Annotated in this window: 18 protein-coding genes; 8 read left to right on the forward strand and 10 right to left on the reverse strand. The window is 69.9% G+C overall.

Features of this window, described 5'->3' with window-relative positions; genetic code table 11:
• Positions 1-161: 161 nt before the first annotated feature.
• On the reverse strand, positions 162-929 hold the full coding sequence (gene fabI / locus OG223_RS13350) for an enoyl-ACP reductase FabI (protein WP_019067405.1): 768 nt from the start codon (positions 927-929) through the stop codon (positions 162-164).
• 5 nt (positions 930-934) lie between these two features.
• Positions 935-1,639: a 3-oxoacyl-[acyl-carrier-protein] reductase gene (gene fabG, locus OG223_RS13355; protein WP_200691192.1), complete on the reverse strand. Its 705-nt coding sequence runs from the start codon at positions 1,637-1,639 to the stop codon at positions 935-937.
• 240 nt (positions 1,640-1,879) lie between these two features.
• Here fabG and OG223_RS13360 point away from each other — a divergent pair, with 240 nt between their 5' ends.
• Genes OG223_RS13360 through tyrS form a run of 3 tightly spaced genes read left to right on the forward strand, consistent with a single transcriptional unit; the run spans position 1,880 to position 6,108 of the window.
• Positions 1,880-3,403, forward strand: a complete 1,524-nt coding sequence (locus OG223_RS13360) for a TldD/PmbA family protein (protein ID WP_019067407.1) — start codon at positions 1,880-1,882, stop codon at positions 3,401-3,403.
• Positions 3,400-4,794 carry a metallopeptidase TldD-related protein gene (locus OG223_RS13365; protein ID WP_329247005.1) on the forward strand — a complete coding sequence of 465 codons (1,395 nt, stop codon included), beginning with the start codon at positions 3,400-3,402 and terminating at the stop codon, positions 4,792-4,794. Before OG223_RS13360 ends, OG223_RS13365 begins: the two co-directional genes overlap by 4 nt.
• Before the next feature lie 45 nt (positions 4,795-4,839).
• Positions 4,840-6,108 carry a tyrosine--tRNA ligase gene (gene tyrS, locus OG223_RS13370; RefSeq protein ID WP_329247007.1) on the forward strand — a complete coding sequence of 423 codons (1,269 nt, stop codon included), beginning with the start codon at positions 4,840-4,842 and terminating at the stop codon, positions 6,106-6,108.
• Between the two features lie 112 nt (positions 6,109-6,220).
• Here the strand turns inward: tyrS and OG223_RS13375 are convergent, their stop codons facing one another.
• Complete coding sequence (locus tag OG223_RS13375; protein ID WP_043685229.1) at positions 6,221-6,499, reverse strand: GlsB/YeaQ/YmgE family stress response membrane protein; 279 nt, start codon at positions 6,497-6,499, stop codon at positions 6,221-6,223.
• A gap of 253 nt (positions 6,500-6,752) precedes the next feature.
• On the opposite strand from OG223_RS13375, the gene OG223_RS13380 reads away from it, so the two are divergent.
• A complete protein-coding gene (locus tag OG223_RS13380) occupies positions 6,753-7,151 on the forward strand; it encodes a DUF3099 domain-containing protein (protein ID WP_200691196.1) in 399 nt (132 codons plus the stop codon).
• A 224-nt stretch (positions 7,152-7,375) separates the two neighbouring features.
• Positions 7,376-7,600, forward strand: coding sequence for a hypothetical protein (locus OG223_RS13385; RefSeq protein ID WP_329247011.1), 225 nt, complete (start codon positions 7,376-7,378; stop codon positions 7,598-7,600).
• Positions 7,601-7,661: 61 nt separating this feature from the next.
• Here OG223_RS13385 and moaA read toward each other — a convergent pair whose 3' ends face one another.
• The 3 genes from moaA to OG223_RS13400 all read right to left on the reverse strand — a co-directional run bounded on the left by moaA (position 7,662) and on the right by OG223_RS13400 (position 10,796).
• A complete protein-coding gene (gene moaA / locus OG223_RS13390) occupies positions 7,662-8,651 on the reverse strand; it encodes a GTP 3',8-cyclase MoaA (RefSeq protein ID WP_329247014.1) in 990 nt (329 codons plus the stop codon).
• A 172-nt stretch (positions 8,652-8,823) separates the two neighbouring features.
• Positions 8,824-10,443, reverse strand: coding sequence for a solute symporter family protein (locus OG223_RS13395; RefSeq protein ID WP_329247016.1), 1,620 nt, complete (start codon positions 10,441-10,443; stop codon positions 8,824-8,826).
• Positions 10,440-10,796 (reverse strand): DUF485 domain-containing protein, encoded by a 357-nt coding sequence (locus tag OG223_RS13400; RefSeq protein WP_329247019.1) that lies wholly within the window; start codon positions 10,794-10,796, stop codon positions 10,440-10,442. The genes OG223_RS13395 and OG223_RS13400 overlap by 4 nt, the downstream gene beginning before the upstream one ends.
• Positions 10,797-11,038: 242 nt before the next feature.
• Between OG223_RS13400 and OG223_RS13405 the strand changes: the two genes are divergently transcribed.
• From OG223_RS13405 to OG223_RS13415, 3 genes are all read left to right on the forward strand, one after another.
• Complete coding sequence (locus OG223_RS13405; RefSeq protein ID WP_329247022.1) at positions 11,039-12,571, forward strand: S8 family serine peptidase; 1,533 nt, start codon at positions 11,039-11,041, stop codon at positions 12,569-12,571.
• Positions 12,572-12,685: 114 nt separating this feature from the next.
• Complete coding sequence (locus OG223_RS13410) at positions 12,686-14,089, forward strand: CoA transferase (protein ID WP_329247024.1); 1,404 nt, start codon at positions 12,686-12,688, stop codon at positions 14,087-14,089.
• A gap of 100 nt (positions 14,090-14,189) precedes the next feature.
• Positions 14,190-15,200, forward strand: coding sequence for a CopD family protein (locus tag OG223_RS13415; RefSeq protein ID WP_329247027.1), 1,011 nt, complete (start codon positions 14,190-14,192; stop codon positions 15,198-15,200).
• Positions 15,201-15,232: 32 nt separating this feature from the next.
• Here the strand turns inward: OG223_RS13415 and OG223_RS13420 are convergent, their stop codons facing one another.
• From OG223_RS13420 to OG223_RS13435, 4 genes are all read right to left on the reverse strand, one after another.
• Entirely contained in the window at positions 15,233-16,279 is a 1,047-nt protein-coding gene (locus OG223_RS13420; protein ID WP_329247029.1) for a zinc-dependent alcohol dehydrogenase family protein, read from the reverse strand.
• A 42-nt stretch (positions 16,280-16,321) separates the two neighbouring features.
• A complete protein-coding gene (locus OG223_RS13425) occupies positions 16,322-16,996 on the reverse strand; it encodes a lysoplasmalogenase (RefSeq protein ID WP_329247032.1) in 675 nt (224 codons plus the stop codon).
• On the reverse strand, positions 16,993-17,859 hold the full coding sequence (locus OG223_RS13430) for a sterol desaturase family protein (protein ID WP_329247035.1): 867 nt from the start codon (positions 17,857-17,859) through the stop codon (positions 16,993-16,995). Before OG223_RS13430 ends, OG223_RS13425 begins: the two co-directional genes overlap by 4 nt.
• Positions 17,860-17,959: 100 nt before the next feature.
• Positions 17,960-18,670, reverse strand: a complete 711-nt coding sequence (locus OG223_RS13435; protein ID WP_329247038.1) for a VIT1/CCC1 transporter family protein — start codon at positions 18,668-18,670, stop codon at positions 17,960-17,962.
• Positions 18,671-18,682 lie beyond the last annotated feature (12 nt).

An 18,682-nucleotide genomic window follows, 5' to 3' on the forward strand; every position in this document is an offset into this window, starting at 1 on the left:
TCGGCGGTGCTGGGGAGGAAAACGCGTGGTGAACGCGTACTCCAGGGTGCGCGGGTGTCCCTCGTCCCCGCCCGACCGGAGGGGCCGAACGGGTGACGCCCCGCTCCCCGCGCGGTGCGGGAAACGGGGCGTCGACGCCGTAGGAGAGGCGGGCCGGGAGGTCAGGCTCCGATGGCGTGCAGGCCGCCGTCCACGTGGACGATCTCGCCGGTGGTCTTCGGGAACCAGTCGCTCAGCAGGGCGACGATGGCCTTGCCGGCCGGCTCCGGGTCGTTGAGGTCCCACTCCAGGGGGGAGCGGTTGTCCCACACGGAGGCCAGCTCGCTGAAGCCCGGGATGGACTTGGCGGCCATCGAGCCGAGCGGGCCGGCGGAGACGAGGTTGCAGCGGATGTTCTGCTTGCCCAGGTCGCGGGCGAGGTAGCGGCTGGTGGCCTCCAGGGCGGCCTTGGCCGGGCCCATCCAGTCGTACTGCGGCCACGCGAAGGACGCGTCGAAGGTGAGGCCGACGACCGAGCCGCCGTTCTGCATCAGCGGCAGGCAGGCCATGGTCAGCGACTTCAGGGAGAACGCCGAGACGTGCATGGCCGTGGCGACCGACTCGAACGGCGTGTTGAGGAAGTTGCCGCCGAGCGCGTCCGGCGGCGCGAACCCGATGGAGTGCACGACGCCGTCGAGGCCGCCCAGTTCCTCGCCCACGACGTCGGCGAGACGCGCGAGGTGCTCGTTGTTCGTCACGTCGAGCTCGATGACCTTGGTGGGCTTGGGGAGCTTCTTGGCGATGCGCTCGGTCAGCGTGGGCCGCGGGAACGCGGTCAGGATGATCTCGGCGCCCTGCTCCTGGGCCTGCTTGGCGGCGTGGAAGGCGATGGAGGACTCCAGCAGCACACCGCTGATCAGGACGCGCTTGCCCTCGAGAATTCCGCTCATGGTGATCAGTGACCCATTCCCAGTCCGCCGTCTACGGGGATGACGGCTCCAGTGATGTACGAGGCGTCGTCCGAGGCGAGGAACCGCACCGTCGCGGCGACCTCCTCGGGCTGCGCGTACCGGCCGAGCGGCACCTGCTTCATGATGGCCTCGCGCTGCTCGTCGGTGAGCGCCTTGGTCATGTCGGTGTCGACGAAGCCGGGCGCGACGACGTTGAAGGTGATGTTGCGCGAGCCCAGTTCACGGGCGAGGGAGCGCGCGAAACCGACCAGGGCGGCCTTGGAGGCGGCGTAGTTCGACTGGCCGGGGCCGCCCATCAGGCCGACGACCGACGAGATGAGGACGACACGGCCCTTCTTGGCGCGCAGCATGGCGCGGTTGGCGCGCTTGACGACGCGGAAGGTGCCCGTGAGGTTGGTGTCGATGACCGAGGTGAAGTCCTCCTCGGTCATGCGCATGAGGAGCTGGTCCTTGGTGACGCCGGCGTTGGCGATCAGGACCTCGACCGGGCCGTGCTCGGCCTCGATCTCCTTGTAGGCCTGCTCCACCTGCTCGGGGTCGGTGATGTCGCACTTGACGGCCAGGAAGCCGGCCGGCGGCTCACCCGAGCGGTATGTGATGGCGACCTTGTCGCCGGCATCGGCGAACGCGCGGGCGATGGCGAGGCCGATGCCCCGGTTGCCTCCGGTGACGAGAACCGAGCGGCTCAACGGATCACCCTTTCGATAGCGGTTCTGCACGCCTGCCCGATACACCTGGTTGACAGGCGGCTTTATCGAAAATCTATCGGTCCGCCCGGTCCGGCGGACAATCGGGCACCGACAGTGGCTTACGGAACTCGCTGTCGGGTCCCTACAGAAAGTGCCGACGCAGCGCGGAAACGTGTGGTCCCCGCACCCGCTCGCGCGACATGATCGGACCCGACAGGCCACGACAGCAGGGAGACCTCCGTGCCTCATTCCATCGACGAAGCCTTCACGGCACTTCCGCTACGCGCCCTGGCCGACGCCGCGCTGGCACGCGCGCGTGCGCTCGGCGCCGAGCACGCGGACTTCCGGTTCGAGCGGGTGCGCAGCGCGTCCTGGCGGCTGCGGGACGCCCGGCCCGCCGGTACGTCGGACACCACCGACCTCGGGTACGCGGTACGGGTCGTGCACGGCGGCACCTGGGGGTTCGCCTCGGGTGTGGACCTGAGCCTGGACGCCGCCGCCAAGGTCGCCTCGCAGGCGGTGGCGATGGCGAAGCTCTCCGCCCAGGTGATCAAGGCGGCCGGATCGGACGAGCGCGTCGAGCTGGCCGCCGAGCCCGTGCACGAGGAGCGGACGTGGATCTCGTCGTACGAGATCGATCCGTTCTCGGTGCCCGACGAGGAGAAGGCGGGGCTCCTGGCGGACTGGAGCGCCCGGCTGCTGGCGGCGGACGGCGTCAACCACGTGGACGCGTCGCTGCTCACCGTGCACGAGAACAAGTTCTACGCCGACACCGCCGGGACGGTGACCACGCAGCAACGGGTCCGGCTGCACCCGCAGTTGAACGCGGTGTCGGTCGACGAGTCGAGCGGTGAGTTCGACTCCATGCGCACCATCGCGCCGCCCGTGGGCCGCGGCTGGGAGTACCTGACGGGCACCGGCTGGGACTGGGACGAGGAGCTGGCCCGGATCCCCGAGCTGCTCGCGGAGAAGATGCGGGCGCCGAGCGTCGAGGCGGGCCTGTACGACCTCGTCGTGGACCCGTCCAACCTCTGGCTGACGATCCACGAGTCCATCGGCCACGCCACCGAACTGGACCGCGCGCTCGGCTACGAGGCCGCCTACGCCGGCACCTCCTTCGCCACCTTCGACAAGCTCGGCAAGCTCAAGTACGGCTCCGAGCGGATGAACGTCACCGGGGACCGCACCGCCGAACACGGCCTCGCGACCATCGGCTACGACGACGAGGGCGTCGAGGGCCAGTCCTGGGACCTGGTCAAGGACGGCACCCTGGTCGGCTACCAACTCGACCGCCGCATCGCGAAGTTGACCGGCTTCGATCGCTCGAACGGCTGCGCGTACGCCGACTCCCCCGGCCATGTGCCGGTGCAGCGCATGGCCAACGTGTCACTCCAGCCGGACCCTGCGGGGCTCTCCACGGAGGACCTGATCGGCGGGGTCGACCGCGGGATCTACGTGGTCGGCGACCGGTCGTGGTCGATCGACATGCAGCGCTACAACTTCCAGTTCACGGGGCAACGGTTCTTCAAGATCGAGAACGGGCGGATCACCGGCCAACTGCGGGACGTCGCGTACCAGGCGACGACCACCGATTTCTGGGGGTCCATGGCGGCCGTCGGCGGTCCGCAGACATACGTCCTGGGCGGCGCCTTCAACTGCGGCAAGGCCCAGCCGGGCCAGGTCGCCGCGGTCTCGCACGGCTGCCCGTCGGCCCTCTTCACGGGAGTCAACATCCTCAACACCACGCAGGAGGCCGGTCGATGAGTCTTCGTACGAACAAGCCGCACGAGATCGTCGAGCGCGCCCTCGAACTGTCGCGGGCCGACGGCTGTGTCGTCATCGCCGACGAGCAGTCGACCGCGAACCTCCGCTGGGCGGGCAACGCGCTGACCACGAACGGTGTCACGCGCGGGCGCACGCTCACCGTCATCGCGACCGTCGACGGCAAGGAGGGCACGGCCTCGGGGGTCGTGTCCCGGTCGGCCGTCACCCCGGAGGAGCTGGAGCCGCTGGTGCGGGCCGCCGAGGCCGCCGCGCGCGGTGCCGCGCCCGCCGAGGACGCGCAGCCGCTCGTCACCGGCGTACCGGAGTCGCCCGACTTCACGGACGCGCCCGGCGAGACCTCGTCGACCGTGTTCACCGACTTCGCGCCGGCGCTCGGCGAATCGTTCGCACGCGCGCGTGCGGGCGGTCGCGAGCTGTACGGCTTCGCCAACCACGAGCTGGTCACCAGCTACCTGGGTACGTCGACGGGCCTGCGCCTGCGCCACGACCAGCCCAACGGGACGCTGGAGTTGAACGCCAAGTCCCCGGACCGTACGCGCTCGGCCTGGGCCGGCCGCTCGACCCGGGACTTCAAGGACGTCGACCCGGCGGCCCTGGACGCCGAGTTGGCCGTACGACTGGGCTGGGCGGAGCGGAAGATCCAGTTGCCCGCGGGCCGGTACGAGACGCTGCTGCCGCCGACCGCGGTCGCGGACCTGCTGATCTACCAGATGTGGTCGGCGTCGGGGCGGGACGCGGTCGAGGGGCGCACGGTGTTCTCCAAGCCCGGCGGCGGCACCCGTGTCGGCGAGAAGCTCACCGAGCTGCCGTTGACGCTGCGCAGCGACCCGAACGAACCGGGCCTGGAGTCCGCCCCGTTCGTGCTCGCGCACACCTCCGGGGGCGACCAGTCGGTGTTCGACAACGGGCTGCCGCTGACGGCGACCGACTGGGTGCGCGAGGGCGAGTTGCAGCACCTGCTGACCAGCCGGCACAGCGCGGGCCTGACCGGGCTGCCGGTGGCGCCGTCGATCGACAACCTGATCCTGAGCGGGGGCGAGGACCGCTCCCTGGAGGAGATGGTCGCGAACACCGAGCGCGGGCTGCTGCTGACCTGCCTCTGGTACATCCGCGAGGTCGACCCGGCGACGCTGCTGCTCACCGGGCTGACCCGGGACGGCGTCTACCTCGTCGAGAACGGCGAGGTGGCGGGCGAGGTGAACAACTTCCGGTTCAACGAGTCGCCGGTGGATCTGCTGGGGCGGGCGACCGAGGCGGGGCGGACGGAAAAGACGCTGCCGAGGGAATGGAGCGACTGGTTCACTAGGGCCGCGATGCCCGCGCTGCGGGTGCCGGACTTCAATATGAGCTCTGTCAGTCAGGGCGTATAACCTCGTACCTGATTCACGAGACCATCCCAAGGAGATACGAGAACCGTGACGGACATCGTCGACGAACTGCAGTGGCGCGGGCTGATCGCCCTCTCCACTGACGAGGACGCATTGCGCAAGGCGTTCGCGGACGGTCCCGTCACGTTCTATTGCGGTTTCGACCCGACCGCGCCCAGCCTGCACCTCGGCAACCTGGTGCAGATCCTGACGATGCGCCGGATCCAGCAGGCGGGCAACCGCCCGCTGGGCCTGGTCGGCGGCGCCACGGGCCTGATCGGTGACCCGAAGCCGAACGCGGAGCGGACGCTCAACGCGCCCGACGTCGTGGCCCAGTGGGTCGAGCGGCTGCGCGCGCAGATCGCCCCGCTGCTGGACTTCGAGGGCCCGCACGCCGCGATCATGGTCAACAACCTGGACTGGACCCAGGGCCTGTCGGCCATCGAGTTCCTGCGGGACATCGGCAAGCACTTCCGGGTCAACAAGATGATCGCCAAGGAGGCCGTCTCCCGGCGGCTCAACTCCGACGCGGGCATCAGCTACACCGAGTTCAGCTACCAGATCCTCCAGGGGATGGACTTCCTGGAGCTGTACCGCAGGCACAACTGCACGCTCCAGACCGGCGGCAGCGACCAGTGGGGCAACCTCACCTCGGGCACCGACCTGATCCACCGGGCCGAGCCGGAGGCGGTGGTGCACGCGCTGGGCACCCCGCTGATCACCAAGGCCGACGGCACCAAGTTCGGCAAGACGGAGTCCGGCACGGTCTGGCTCGACCCGGAGATGACCACGCCGTACGCCTTCTACCAGTTCTGGCTGAACGCGGACGACCGGGACGTCTCCAAGTTCCTGCGCATCTTCAGCTTCCGGTCCCACGAGGAGATCGAGGAGCTGGAGCGGCAGACCGAGGAGCGTCCCCAGGCGCGTGCCGCGCAGCGTGCGCTGGCCGAGGAGCTGACGACGCTGGTGCACGGCGCCGAGCAGACGGCCGCCGTGACCGCCGCGTCCAAGGCCCTCTTCGGGCAGGGCGAGCTGGCGGAGCTGGACGAGAAGACGCTGACCGCGTCCCTCTCCGAGGTGCCGCACGTCCAGGTCGCCGAACTCGGCCCGGTCGTCGACCTGTTCGCCGAGGTCGGCCTGGTGGCGAGCAAGTCCGCCGCGCGGCGGACCGTGAAGGAGGGCGGGGCCTACGTGAACAACGTGAAGGTCGCCGCGGAGGATGCCGTGCCGGCGAAGGAAGATCTGCTGCACGGACGGTGGCTGGTGCTTCGGCGGGGCAAGAAGAATCTTGCCGCCGTCGAGGTGACCGGAGCGTAAGCGCCGTAGGGGTGCGGAGAGTGCGCGGTCTGCCGGTTCGTCGTGGCTGGTCGCGCCCACGCGGCGGAGCCGCAAATCGATACAGCCCCGCACCCCTCACGGGGCGCTGTTCTCAGGCTCGTTGTTTGTTCTTGCCGATTGTCGCCATGTACGCCATGTCGACGACGAAGACGATGATGATCGCGGCGATGAGCTGGAACGCGTGGCGGCTCCAGTCGATGCCGCTGGTCGCGTCGACGCCGGCCGCTCGGGCGATCGCGTTGCCGACGATGGCGCCGAGAATGCCGCAGATGGTGGTCAGCCAGAGCGGACTGTGCTGCTTGCCCGGGATGATCGCCTTCGCGATCAGGCCCAGCACGAATCCCACGATGATCGCCCACAACCAGCCCATGGCTGCCTCCTAGTACGGCTCGACGTTCGACGTGAGCATTACGCCAAGTGTCGGTGCGGTCGCCGTACGGCGCATGTCGGGTACGGCCGTACGTGCGACGGCGCAGATCGTTCGCCCAGGCCCGATGCGCCCCGGTCTCGAAGGCGACGGAGGCGCGGCGTAACGTAGGACGTGTCGGGGCCCGGTTCCCGGATCGGGTGCGAACCGGGGTGCGGGCCGGGGAGAGTCCGATCCGGGCGGATGGTGGAATGTGATGCGGAAGCTGCACGGCGAAGGCAACGCCCAGGTGTTCCGGATCACCGGAGCCCGGACGGGACTCGCGGAGGACATTCGCGGACGGCAGCGCCGCTATGTCATCTCGATGTCGATCCGTACGGTGTCGGTGATCCTCGCCTGCGCGCTGTGGAACGTCGAACGGCACGTCGCGATCGTCGCGTTGGTGCTCGGTGTATTGCTCCCCTATGTCGCCGTCGTGATCGCGAACGCCGGGCGGGAGAACGCGCCGGGGCTTCCGTCCACGTTCGTCACCACGCCGCTGCGGCCGATGATCACACCGCCGCGCTCCGACGAGGCGTTCACGGAACCCGTCCCGGAAGGCGTCGTGCCCGAGCCGGCACCCCGGGTCGGAGGCGAACCGTACGACCGGTCGTGACCATGGCGAACGCGTCACAAGCGGAAGTCGGCTCCGCACCAAGCTCAAGAAAAGCTCAGATCAATCATGTTGTTCCGGTGCCGGGCGACCGGCTCCCCGTGACATACTTCGTACGCGCTCCGCATCCCCCGTCGGAGCGACGGACCGACGCCGGGCAGCTCCCCCCGTGGCTGCTCGGCGTCGCCTTTTCAGCGCATCTGTGAGACGAAATTCCGTGAGTTCCCGTGAGTGACGAGACACCGATCTGCTCCGCGAAGGGCTGCCGCGCCGACGCCGTGTGGGTCCTCGCGTGGAACAACCCGAAGATCCATACGCCGGAGCGCCGCAAGACGTGGCTCGCGTGCGAGGAGCATCGCGAGCATCTGTCGCAGTTCCTCGGGGTGCGGGGGTTCTTGAAGGATGTTGTCGCGTTCGCGGACTGGGAAGAGCCCGAGGCTTCGGCTTCGTAGGGGCTGCGGGCCGCATGGCGGCTACTGGTCCTCGTAGGGGCAACCGGCCTACGAGGAGTGCTCAGCCGCCGATCGCCGACATCGGCCGGTCCGGCTGGAGGAACGACGGGTCGTCCAGGCCCGAGCCCGCCTTCTTGCCCCACATCGCCTGGCGCCAGACGCGGGCGATCTCCTCGTCGGGGGCGTCGGAGCGGAGCGCGGCGCGGAGGTCGGTCTCCTCGCGGGCGAACAGGCAGTTGCGTATCTGGCCGTCGGCGGTGAGGCGGGTGCGGTCGCAGGCTCCGCAGAACGGGCGGGTGACCGAGGCGATGACGCCCACCCGGTGCGGGCCGCCGTCCACGACCCAGCGCTCGGCCGGGGCCGAGCCGCGCTCGTCGGAGCCTTCGGGGGCCAGCTCGAAGCGGGTGCGGAGGGAGGCGAGTATGTCGCCCGCCGTGACCATGCCGTCGCGTGTCCAGCCGTGCTGGGCGTCCAGGGGCATCTGCTCGATGAAGCGCAGTTCGTAGTCGTGCGCCACGGCCCAGGCCAGCAGGTCCGGGGCCTCGTCGGCGTTGAGTTCCGGCATCAGCACCGAGTTGATCTTCACCGGGGTCAGGCCCGCTTCGTGGGCGGCTTCCAGGCCCGCGAGGACGTCCTTGAGGCGGTCGCGGCGGGTGAGGGTCTTGAAGACGTCGGGGCGCAGGGTGTCCAGGGAGACGTTGACCCGGTCCAGGCCCGCCTTCTTCAGGGCGGTCGCCGTGCGCTTGAGGCCGATGCCGTTGGTCGTGAGGGACATCCGGGGGCGGGGCTCCAGGGCCGCGACCCGCTCGACGATGCCGACCAGGCCGGGGCGCAGCAGGGGCTCGCCGCCGGTGAAGCGGACCTCCTCGATACCCAGGGAGGTGACCGCGATGTCGATCAGGCGGACGATCTCGTCGTCCGTGAGGAGGTCGGGCTTGGCCAGCCACTGCAGGCCCTCCTCGGGCATGCAGTACGTACACCGGAGGTTGCACCGGTCTGTCAGCGAAACCCGCAGGTCGGTGGCTACTCGGCCATAGGTGTCGATGAGCATGTGGGCCCCCTCCCTCGATTCGGATCGCATATTTTCCGACACCTGCGAGCCTACGCGACGCCTCTGACAACACGAGCGGCCCGATCCCACGAGGTACGACACGGCCGCGTCGTAGGGATCTACGACGCGGCCGTCGACGTGGGGGGATGGGGTGGGGGGACCGGATCGGGGTTCAGTGGGCTCCGGTGCCGGTCAGGGACCGTACCTCCAGCTCCGCGTACTTGCCGGTGTCCGGCTCCTCCTTGGAGAGGATCGTGCCGAGCCAGCCCAGCAGGAAGCCGACGGGGATGGAGATGATGCCGGGGTTCTCCAGGGGGAACCAGTGGAAGTCGACGTCGGGGAACATCGACGTGGGCTTGCCCGAGACCACCGGCGAGAACAGGACCAGGCCGACCGCGGCGACGAGGCCGCCGTAGATCGACCACAGTGCTCCGGACGTGGTGAAGCGCTTCCAGAAGAGGCTGTAGAGGATCGTCGGGAGGTTGGCGGAGGCGGCGACCGCGAAGGCGAGGGCGACCAGGCCGGCGACGTTCAGGTCGCGGGCGAGGGCGCCGAGGACGATGGAGACGGCGCCGATGCCGACCGTGGCGTACCGGGCGGCGGCCATCTCCTGCTTCTCGGTCGCCTGGCCGCGCTTGATGACGTTCGCGTAGATGTCGTGGGCGAACGAGGAGGACGAGGCCAGGGTCAGGCCGGCGACGACCGCGAGGATCGTGGCGAAGGCGACCGCGGAGATGGTGGCCAGGAGGATGGCGCCCCAGTTGGAGTCGACTCCGCCCAGATGCAGCGCCAGGAGGGGGGCCGCGGTGTTGCCCGCCTTGTTGGAGGCGATGATCTCGTCGGGTTTGATCAGTGCCGCCGCGCCGAACCCGAGGGCCAGGGTCATCAGGTAGAAGGCGCCGATCAGGCCGATGGCCCAGATGACCGACTTACGGGCGGCCTTGGCGGTGGGCACCGTGTAGAAGCGGATCAGGATGTGCGGCAGGCCGGCGGTGCCGAGGACCAGGGCGATGCCCAGGGAGATGAAGTCCAGTTTGGTGGTGCCGGTGGCGCCGTACTTGAGGCCGGGGTTCAGGAAGGCGGAGCCCTTGCCGCTGTTGTCGGCGGCCTTGCCGAGCAGGTCGGAGATGTTGAAGTCGAACTTCAGCAGGACCAGGAAGGTCAGCAGCAGGGCGCCGGCGATGAGCAGGCAGGCCTTGACCATCTGGACCCAGGTGGTGCCCTTCATGCCGCCAATGGTGACGTACACGATCATCAGGACGCCGACCAGGGCGACGATGCCGATCTTGCCCGCGTCGGTGGTGATGCCGAGGAGCAGGGAGACCAGGACGCCCGCGCCGGCCATCTGGGCCAGCAGGTAGAAGATCGACACCACGATGGTGGAGGTGCCTGCCGCGGTACGGACCGGGCGCTGGCGCATGCGGTACGCGAGGACGTCGCCCATGGTGTAGCGGCCCGAGTTGCGCAGCGGTTCGGCCACCAGGAGCAGGGCGACCAGCCAGGCCACCAGGAAGCCGATGGAGTACAGGAAGCCGTCGTAGCCGAAGAGGGCGATGGCGCCCGCGATGCCGAGGAAGGACGCGGCGGACATGTAGTCGCCGGAGACGGCGAGGCCGTTCTGGAAGGCGGTGAACTGGCGGCCGCCCGCGTAGAAGTCGGCGGCGCTCTTCGTCTGACGGCCTGCCCATACGGTGATGACGAGCGTCGCGGCGACGAAGATCGCGAACAGGGTGATGATCAGCGGGCGGTGCTGGCTCGCCTCGCCTGCGGCCAGGGTGATCGTGGGGCTCATGCGCCGCCCTCCATCCGGGACTTGATCGCCGCGCCCTTGGGGTCGAGCTTCGCGGCGGAGTAGCGCGCGTACCACCAGGCGATGAGGAACGTGGTGAGGAACTGGGCGAGACCCAGCACCAGGGCGACGTTGATGTTGCCGACGACCTTGGTGTCCATGAAGTCGTCCGCGTAGTTGCAGAGCAGCACGTACAGCAGGTACCAGACGATGAAGGCGACGGTCACCGGGAAGGCGAAGGAGCGGTGGGCGCGGCGCAGTTCGGCGAACTCCGCGCTCTCCTGGACCTGTTCGAACTCCTCGGTACTGGGGAGTTGGCTTTCGGCTTTCGAGGGGGGTGGTGTCTCGGTGGCCACGGTGTCTCCTCGCGTTACGGACCTGCGGGTTCTGGTCTGGCTTGGCGCTTCCTGCCCAAGGGCACGGCGCCGCACGTCGACCGGTTCAACTCCTTTGACTTCTTTCGGTAGTCGTCTTTGGGAAATCATTGCTGGCCAGCCACCGCGGAAGATAACTTCAGCTCTGCACCACTAGTCATGTACCTGCCCGGACGCGCCACCACGTCTCGGGCCGTTTCGTTTTCGGATGATGTGGAGACCCCATGGCTCATCTGCGCCCCAGACGCCGGCTCGCCCTGGCCGTACCGGTCGTGCTGTCACTGACCGCCTCGCTCGGCTTCCTCCCGTCGGCGGCCTCGGCGGTCCCGAGCACGGAGACCACCGCGCAGACCGCTGACGCGCCCAACCTTGCGTATGTGGTCAACACCCGGCTGGATCACTGGACGATCAACTCGGTCAAGAAGGCGATCAATGCGGCCGGCGGCACCATCGTGGTGACGTACGAGAAGATCGGTGTGATCGTCGTCCACTCGGCGAACCCCGACTTCGGGCCGATCATCCGCAAGGTGCCCGGTGTGCAGTCGGCGGGTGCCACGCGTACGGCGCCGCTGAGCCTCGCCTCGACGACCGACGAGGGCGCGGTGCAGTACCTCTCCAAGGACCAGGCCGCGGAGACGGCGAAGGCCTCCGCCGCCGCGGGTGACAGCGAGCCCCTCGAAGCCGACCAGTGGGATCTGCCCGCGATCGGCGCCGACAAGGCCGCGAAGATCAACCCGGGCAGCAAGAGCGTGACGGTCGCCGTCATCGACGTCGGCGTCGACGACACCCACCCGGACATCGCCCCGAACTTCTCCGCCTCCCAGTCCGCCAACTGCGTGGGCGGCAAGGCCGACACGACGTACGGCTCCTGGCGTCCCGTGGACTCCGCGCACTACCACGGCACGCATGTCGCGGGTGAGATCGCCGCCGCCCGCAACGGCATCGGTGTGGCGGGCGTCGCCCCGGGTGTGAAGGTCGCCGGGATCACGGTGGCCGAGCCGGACTCGACCCAGCTCTTCTACCCGGAGAGCGTGGTCTGCGCGTTCGTGTTCGCCGCGGATCACGGCGTGGAGATCACCAACAACAGCTACTACGTCGATCCATGGCTGTACAACTGCCTGGACGACCCCGATCAACGTGCCATCGTCGATGCGGTCAACAGGGCCCAGTTGTACGCGCAGCACAAGGGCACGCTCAATGTCGCGGCGGCCGGCAACTCCAACGACGACCTCGACTCCGACGCCCTGGTCGACGCCTCCAGCCCCGACGACTCGACCGCGACGACCCGTACGGTCGACCCGCACGAGTGCTTCGACGTGCCGACCCAGTTGCCGGGTGTCGTCACGGTGAGCTCGGTCGGCGTCACCAAGGCCAAGTCGTACTTCTCCAGCTACGGCCAGGGCGTGATCGACGTGGCGGCGCCGGGCGGGGACGCCCGGCAGATCCCGGACACCCCGTCGAAGAACGGCCGCATCCTGTCCACGCTGCCGAACAACACGTACGGCTACCTCCAGGGCACCTCGATGGCGACCCCGCACGTGGCCGCCGTGGCCGCGCTGCTCAAGTCCACGCACCCGCACGCCACTCCGGCCCAGTTGCAGCGCCTGCTGAAGGCCGAGGCGGACAACCCGGGCTGCCCGACCGACCCGTACGACACCAACGGTGACGGCATCGCGGACGCGACCTGCGTGGGCGGCAAGAGGGTCAACGGCTTCTACGGGTTCGGCATCGTCAACGCGCTGCGCGCGGTGAAGTAGCCAGTACCCGTCAACGGGCCGGGCGGATCTCCGCCCGGCCCTTTCGTGTGTTGACGCGCGCGTATGCAGCCGTCGCTATCGATATTGATCGAATCAATACTGCATAGTTCAATCATGACTGCTATCAATGTGGCATGGGCCGCCATGGGCGGCGATCCCGCCCTGGTCTCGCGTGTCTCGACCGTGGCGCGCCAGGGGGCGCTCGAAGCGCGGCTTCCCGTACGGGAGTTGGCGCGGGCCTGTGTGGGAGCGTGCGCGCTGGCCGCCGCCGAGTTGGGGGCGCGACGGGCCGGGCTCGCCGAGGTGCCCGGGGTGCGGGTGGACGACGGGGCCGTCGCGACGGCGTTCGTCAGTGAGCGTCATCTGTTGATCGACGGGCGGGCGCCGGTCACCTTCGCGCCCCTGTCACGGTTCTGGCGGACGGCCGACGGCTGGGTCCGCACCCACGCGAACTATCCGCACCACCGGGCGCGGTTGCTGGACGCGTTGAAGCTGCCGGGGGGCGCGTCCGTGGACGCCGTGGCCGAGGTGCTCGCCGAGCGGTCCGCGCGGGAGGTGGAGGAGACCGTCTACGCCGCCGGAGGCCTCGCGGTCGCGCTGCGGACGGCGGAGGAGTGGGCCGCGCACGCGCAGGGGGCCGCCGTCGCAGGGCGGCCGCTCGTCGAACGCGAGCGGCTCGGCACCGCACGCGCGCGTGCGCTCCGGCCGCTCGACGGCGACCCGTTGCTGCCCGCCGCCGGGCTGCGGGTGCTCGACCTGACCCGGGTCATCGCGGGCCCGGTCGCCACCCGCACGCTCGCGTTGCTGGGCGCGGACGTACTGCGCGTGGACGCCCCGCAGTTGCCCGAGGATCCCGACGCGCACGCGGACACCGGTCTCGGGAAGCGGTCGACCCGGCTGGACCTCCGGCTGCCGGCCGACCGGGAGACCTTCGAGGAGTTGCTCGCGCGTGCGGACGTGGTCGTCACCGGGTACCGGCCGGGTGCCCTGGACCGGTTCGGGCTCTCCCCCGAGGCGCTGGTCGACCGTGGGCCCGGGCTGATCGTGGCGCAGTTGTCGGCTTGGGGCGCGTACGGGCCCTGGGGTGATCGACGCGGGTTCGACAGTCTGGTGCAGGTCGCCACCGGCATCGCGACGATCGAGGGGTCACCGGAGCGGCCCGGCGCGCTGCCGGCACAGGCCCTCGACCACGGGACCGGGTATCTGCTGGCGGGCGCGGTGCTGCGAGCACTGACGGAACAGTCGGAGCACGGCTGCGGCATCGCCCTGCGGTTGGCGCTCGCACGGACCGCGGCCTGGTTGACGGCAGACGGGGGCGAGCAGGGAGGGCCGGTGACCGGAACGGCGTACGGAACGAGCGGCTCGGCGTACAACCGGCCCGACGCCTGGCTGGTCGAGACGGACAGCGGGATCGGACGGCTGCGGCACACCCTGTCGCCGGTCTCGTTCGTCGGTGGGCCCTCGAACTGGGCGCGTCCGCCGGGTCGTTGGGGCACGGACCCGGCTTGCTGGGCTTGATACGGAAGTCGACCGTAAAGGTACCTATGCACGGAATGACGTTCCACCGGCCGTTTGGTTGCACTTGCCCGGTTCTGTGGCGGCTGGTGAAGATCTTGGGGTGACCCTGATACGACCGACCGTCGAAGCGGCCGGCGCGAGCGGCTCCGGGCGACGTGCCGGTACGCGTCGGACCGTCGCCGTACTGGCCCTGGTGGTGCTCGCCGCGCTGATCCCGCTGCTCGGGCCGTCCGCCGTGCTGCACGGCACCGGGGAGGCCGCCTCACCCGGCACAGGAGGTATCGCGCTGCTGCGGGCGGTGCTGTTCGGTGCCTTGTGCGTCCCCCTGGGGGAGCTGTTCGTGAACCGGCTCGCGCGTACCGTGCCCGGCACTCCCCCGAACGGCCCCCGGAGTTGGGCCCCGTACGCGGCCGGTGCCGGTTTCGTCGCCGTGCTGGGGCTCGCGTCGGTCGTGGCGACGGGCAGCCTGGTGCCGAGCAGCCTCGCCCAGATCGACATCGGCGGCCTCTACCAGTCCCGCGACGGCAAGCTCGCGCTCCTGGAGGTCAACGCGTTCGCCCTGGCCGCTCTGTGCGCCCGGTCGCGTCGGCCCGGTCTCCAGGTGTGGCCCCTTGCCGGCCTGATCGTCGCGGAGGCCCTGCGCGTGCACCCGGCGAGCGAGCACAGCCCTCTGGTCGGCTTCGAACTGACCCTGGCGCACCTGACGTGCGCGGCCCTGTGGGTGGGCGGTCTGCTGCACGCGCTGCGCACGTTGCGGCAGTGGCGCGGTGCCGAGGCGGGGGCCGCGCTGTTGGGGCTCTACGCGCGCGTGGCGGTCGTACTGCTCGCCGCGATCACCGCGACGGGCGTGTGGAGTTCGCTGCGCCGGATGCCGGCGGGCACGATCCTGGACCAACTGACGACGACGGCGTACGGGCGCACTCTGCTCGCGAAGGTGCTCCTCGTCGCCGCCGTCGCCGTACTCGCGTTGTGGGCGCGGTACCGGCTGCGGCGGGCCTCCGATCCGGTGGCCGCCTGCTCACCCGCGCGGGCGGAGGTCGTCGCCCTGGGGGTGGTGGTCATGGTCTCCGGACTGTTGACGGCGTTGCCGGTGCCGATCCGCTGGCATTGATCGACTCCAGTGTTGACCGACTCCGGCATTGATCAACTGTTGACGACCAGGACCTTCAGGGCGGTGCGCTCGTCCATCGCCTTGTAGCCGTCGGGCACGCCCTCCAGGCCGACCGTCAGGTCGAAGACGGGTGACGGGTCGATGGCGCCGTCCAGGATGTCGGGCAGCAGCTCCGGGATGTACGCGCGGACCGGTGCGACGCCGCCGCGCAGCGCGATGTTCCGGTCGAACATGACCCCGAGGTCGAGGCCGGTGCCGCTGCCGTGCGGGACGCCGACGAAGCCGATCGCGCCGCCGTCGCGCGTGATGTCGACGGCCGTCCGCATGGACTGCTGGGTGCCGACGGCCTCGACGACGGCGTGTGCGCCCTGGCCGCGGGTGAGTTCGCGCACGGCCTCGACGGCGGCCTCGCCGCGTTCGGCGACGACGTCGGTGGCGCCGAAGGTCCGGGCGATGTCCGTGCGGGTCTTGTGGCGGCCGAGCGCGATGATCCGCTCTGCCCCGAGCCGCTTGGCGGCGAGCACGGCGCACAGGCCGACCGCTCCGTCTCCCACGACGGCGACGGTGGCGCCCTTGCGTACGCCCGCGCCGAGGGCCGCGTGGTGGCCGGTGCCCATGACGTCCGACAGGGTCAGCAGCGCGGACAGCAGGCGCTCGTCGGAGACCGCCTCCTTGGGCAGCCGTACGAGGGTGCCGTCGGCGAAGGGCACGCGTACCGCCTCGCCCTGGCCGCCGTCGTAGCCCACGGCACCCCAGAAACCGCCGTGCACGCAGGAGGTGGTGAGGCCCTCACGGCAGAAGTCGCAGACGCCGTCGGACCACATGAAGGGCGCGACCACGAGGTCACCGGTCCTGACGCCGCTCACCTCGGAGCCGGTCTCCTCCACGATCCCGAGGAACTCGTGCCCGATCCGCTGCCCCGGCTGCCGGGCCGACTCGCCGCGGTACGCCCACAGGTCGCTGCCGCAGATACAGGCGCGCACCACCCGGACCAGGGCATCGGTGGGCAACTGCACCAGGGGCTCGGGCACGTCCTCCACGCGCATGTCGAACGGGGCGTGGATGGTGGTGGCGCGCATGGCGAGGGTCCTTCTCGTCGCGGGTGTGCTGGTGCGATGCGCTCAGGGGGTGGTCGAGCGCACTTCACGGTACGCCGCCGCCGGTGCGCGGCGCTCGGCGAGGGTGCCGAGCACGCCCTGGACCAGCAGGAACTGCGCGGCGACGTACGTCAGCATGATCCAGAAGTCCGGCCCGGGCGGCTGCGGCCAGTCGGCGACACCGGTCGCGATGAGGGTGTCGGAGACCGTGAAGAGCGCCCCGCCGAACCCGGCGACCGGGCCGAGCCTGGTGCCCGCGGTGTACGCCATCGCGGTCAGGAGGGTGCTGTAGCCGGCGACGGGGACACGGAGGCCGGCCGGCAGGCCGGGCCACAGCAGGACGACCAGGGTGACGAGGGCGACGGCGTAGCCGACGGCGAGCAGACCCGCACGCGCGTGTGGCGGACCTTGGCGCCGGAACAGGACGAGGTAGCAGACGTGACCGACGGCGAAGGAAGCCATCCCCGCCATGAAGGCGGGGTCGCTGTCGGAGAGAAGCAGGACGTCGCCGCCCCAGCCGCACAGCAGGGCGGCGACCAGGAGCCGAGGGCCGCCCGCGCGGGCGGCGAACGCGGCGAGCAACGGCATGAGCAGCGGCTTGACGACCAGATGGCCGGCGCGGAAGCCCACGACGAGGGAGACGAGGTCGAGGACTGCGGCGAAGACGAAGGCACCCAGCAGCGCCCGGGACACCCTCACGCGGCCACGGACTCCTCGGTCTGTTCCACCGCGGCCGCCGGCTGCCAGCCCGGTCCCCGGAACACGCGCCCCGCGCGCTCGCGCCAACTGGTCGCCGCTTTCAGGTCCTTGGCGATGGCGACGTACTCATGGGTGGCGACCTTGATCGGGTTGAACGTGTTGATGTTCTTGGTCAACCCATAGACGGGCCGCTCAACCTCCGGCACGAAGGACCCGAAGAGCCGGTCCCAGACGATGAGGATGCCGCCGAAGTTGCGGTCCAGATAGCCGCCCTGGGAGGCGTGGTGGACCCGGTGGTGGGACGGCGTGTTGAAGACGAACTCAAACCAGCGGGGCATCCTGTCGATCCGCTCGGTGTGGATCCAGAACTGGTAGACGAGGTTGGCCGAGGAGCAGAACGCCAGCGCGGCGGGGTGCACGCCCAGGGCGATGAGCGGGACGTAGAACGGCCACACCGTGAGGGTCGTCCAGGGCTGGCGCAGGGCCGTGGTGAGGTTGAACCTGCGGCTGGAGTGGTGGACGACGTGACAGGCCCACAGGATGCGGATGACGTGGTGACCGCGGTGGGACCAGTAGTAGAAGAAGTCCTGCCCCAGGAGCATCAGCGGGATCGTCCACCACAGGACGGGCACGCGCAGCGGGGTGAGTTCGTAGATCGCCGTGTAGATCGCGACGATCGGGATCTTCCAGAGGAAGTCGAAGACGAGGCTCCCGAGCCCCATGCCGACGCTTGTGGCGGCGTCCTTGGCCTCGTAGCCCGCCGCGTCCTCGTCGGGGTGGACGCGCACGCTGATCATCTCGATCACGGTGAGCAGCACGAAGGCGGGTATCGACCAGAGCACGGCATCGGGCAGATTCGGCATGGGTGAACCGTAGGACCGTAAATCGACCGCGCCTAGACGTTGTTACCCACAAGTATTACCTGGGGTACGCGCTTGCTTGTTGGTGATCTCCACCAACCGGTCACACCCCTGCCGCCCCCAGCAACGCCCCCGCCGCATAGGTGACCCCCATCGCCAGTGCCCCGCCCGCCACGTTCCGCAGCATCGCCGGCCGCGTGTCCGCCGTGCCCAGCCGTGCGCTGCTCCAGCCCGTCAGGACCAGTGCGGCCAGCGATGACACCACGGTGACACCGAGGCGCCAGCCGGCCGGTGGCAGGACGATCGCCAGCAGCGGGAGCAGCGCGCCGACGGTGAAGGACAGGAAGCTCGCCCAGGCTGCGTGCCAGGGGTTGGTCAGGTCGTCGGGGTTGATGCCGAGCTCCACGCTCGCGTGGGCGCGTAGGGCGTCCCGTTCCGTGAGCTGGACCGCCGCCTCCACGGCCACGTCCCGGGAGAGGCCGCGCTCCTCCAACAGCTCGGTCAGTTCCTCCAGTTCGGCCTCCGGCTGCTCCTTCAGCTCGCGCTTCTCCAGGGTCAGGGCGGCCTTTTCCGAGTCGCGCTGGGTGGAGACGGACACGTACTCCCCCGCCGCCATCGACATGGAACCGGCGAGCAGACCCGCGAGGCCGGCCGTCAGCAGCGCCGAGCGGTCGTCCGTGGCGCCGGCCACGCCGACGACGAGCCCCGCGGTGGACACGATGCCGTCGTTCGCTCCCAGTACCGCCGCCCGCAGCCAGTTCAGCCGCGAGCCCAGTGTGCCGCCGTGGGCCTCGTCATTGGTCGGTTCCGTCACACCCTGGAGGAT

Origin of the sequence: Streptomyces sp. NBC_01478 (assembly GCF_036227225.1) — a bacterium.
In the GTDB taxonomy this organism is placed as follows: domain Bacteria; phylum Actinomycetota; class Actinomycetes; order Streptomycetales; family Streptomycetaceae; genus Streptomyces.

What these genes read in the sequence shown, in the direction of transcription:
- OG223_RS13405 (WP_329247022.1), top strand. Translation starts at nt 11,039, where the DNA reads ATGGCTCATCTGCGCCCCAGACGCCGGCTCGCCCTGGCCGTACCGGTC.
- OG223_RS13420 (WP_329247029.1), bottom strand. Translation starts at nt 16,279, where the DNA reads ATGCGCGCCACCACCATCCACGCCCCGTTCGACATGCGCGTGGAGGAC.
- OG223_RS13380 (WP_200691196.1), top strand. Translation starts at nt 6,753, where the DNA reads ATGCGGAAGCTGCACGGCGAAGGCAACGCCCAGGTGTTCCGGATCACC.
- OG223_RS13430 (WP_329247035.1), bottom strand. Translation starts at nt 17,859, where the DNA reads ATGCCGAATCTGCCCGATGCCGTGCTCTGGTCGATACCCGCCTTCGTG.
- fabI (WP_019067405.1), bottom strand. Translation starts at nt 929, where the DNA reads ATGAGCGGAATTCTCGAGGGCAAGCGCGTCCTGATCAGCGGTGTGCTG.
- OG223_RS13365 (WP_329247005.1), top strand. Translation starts at nt 3,400, where the DNA reads ATGAGTCTTCGTACGAACAAGCCGCACGAGATCGTCGAGCGCGCCCTC.
- OG223_RS13375 (WP_043685229.1), bottom strand. Translation starts at nt 6,499, where the DNA reads ATGGGCTGGTTGTGGGCGATCATCGTGGGATTCGTGCTGGGCCTGATC.
- OG223_RS13395 (WP_329247016.1), bottom strand. Translation starts at nt 10,443, where the DNA reads ATGAGCCCCACGATCACCCTGGCCGCAGGCGAGGCGAGCCAGCACCGC.
- OG223_RS13410 (WP_329247024.1), top strand. Translation starts at nt 12,686, where the DNA reads ATGACTGCTATCAATGTGGCATGGGCCGCCATGGGCGGCGATCCCGCC.
- moaA (WP_329247014.1), bottom strand. Translation starts at nt 8,651, where the DNA reads ATGCTCATCGACACCTATGGCCGAGTAGCCACCGACCTGCGGGTTTCG.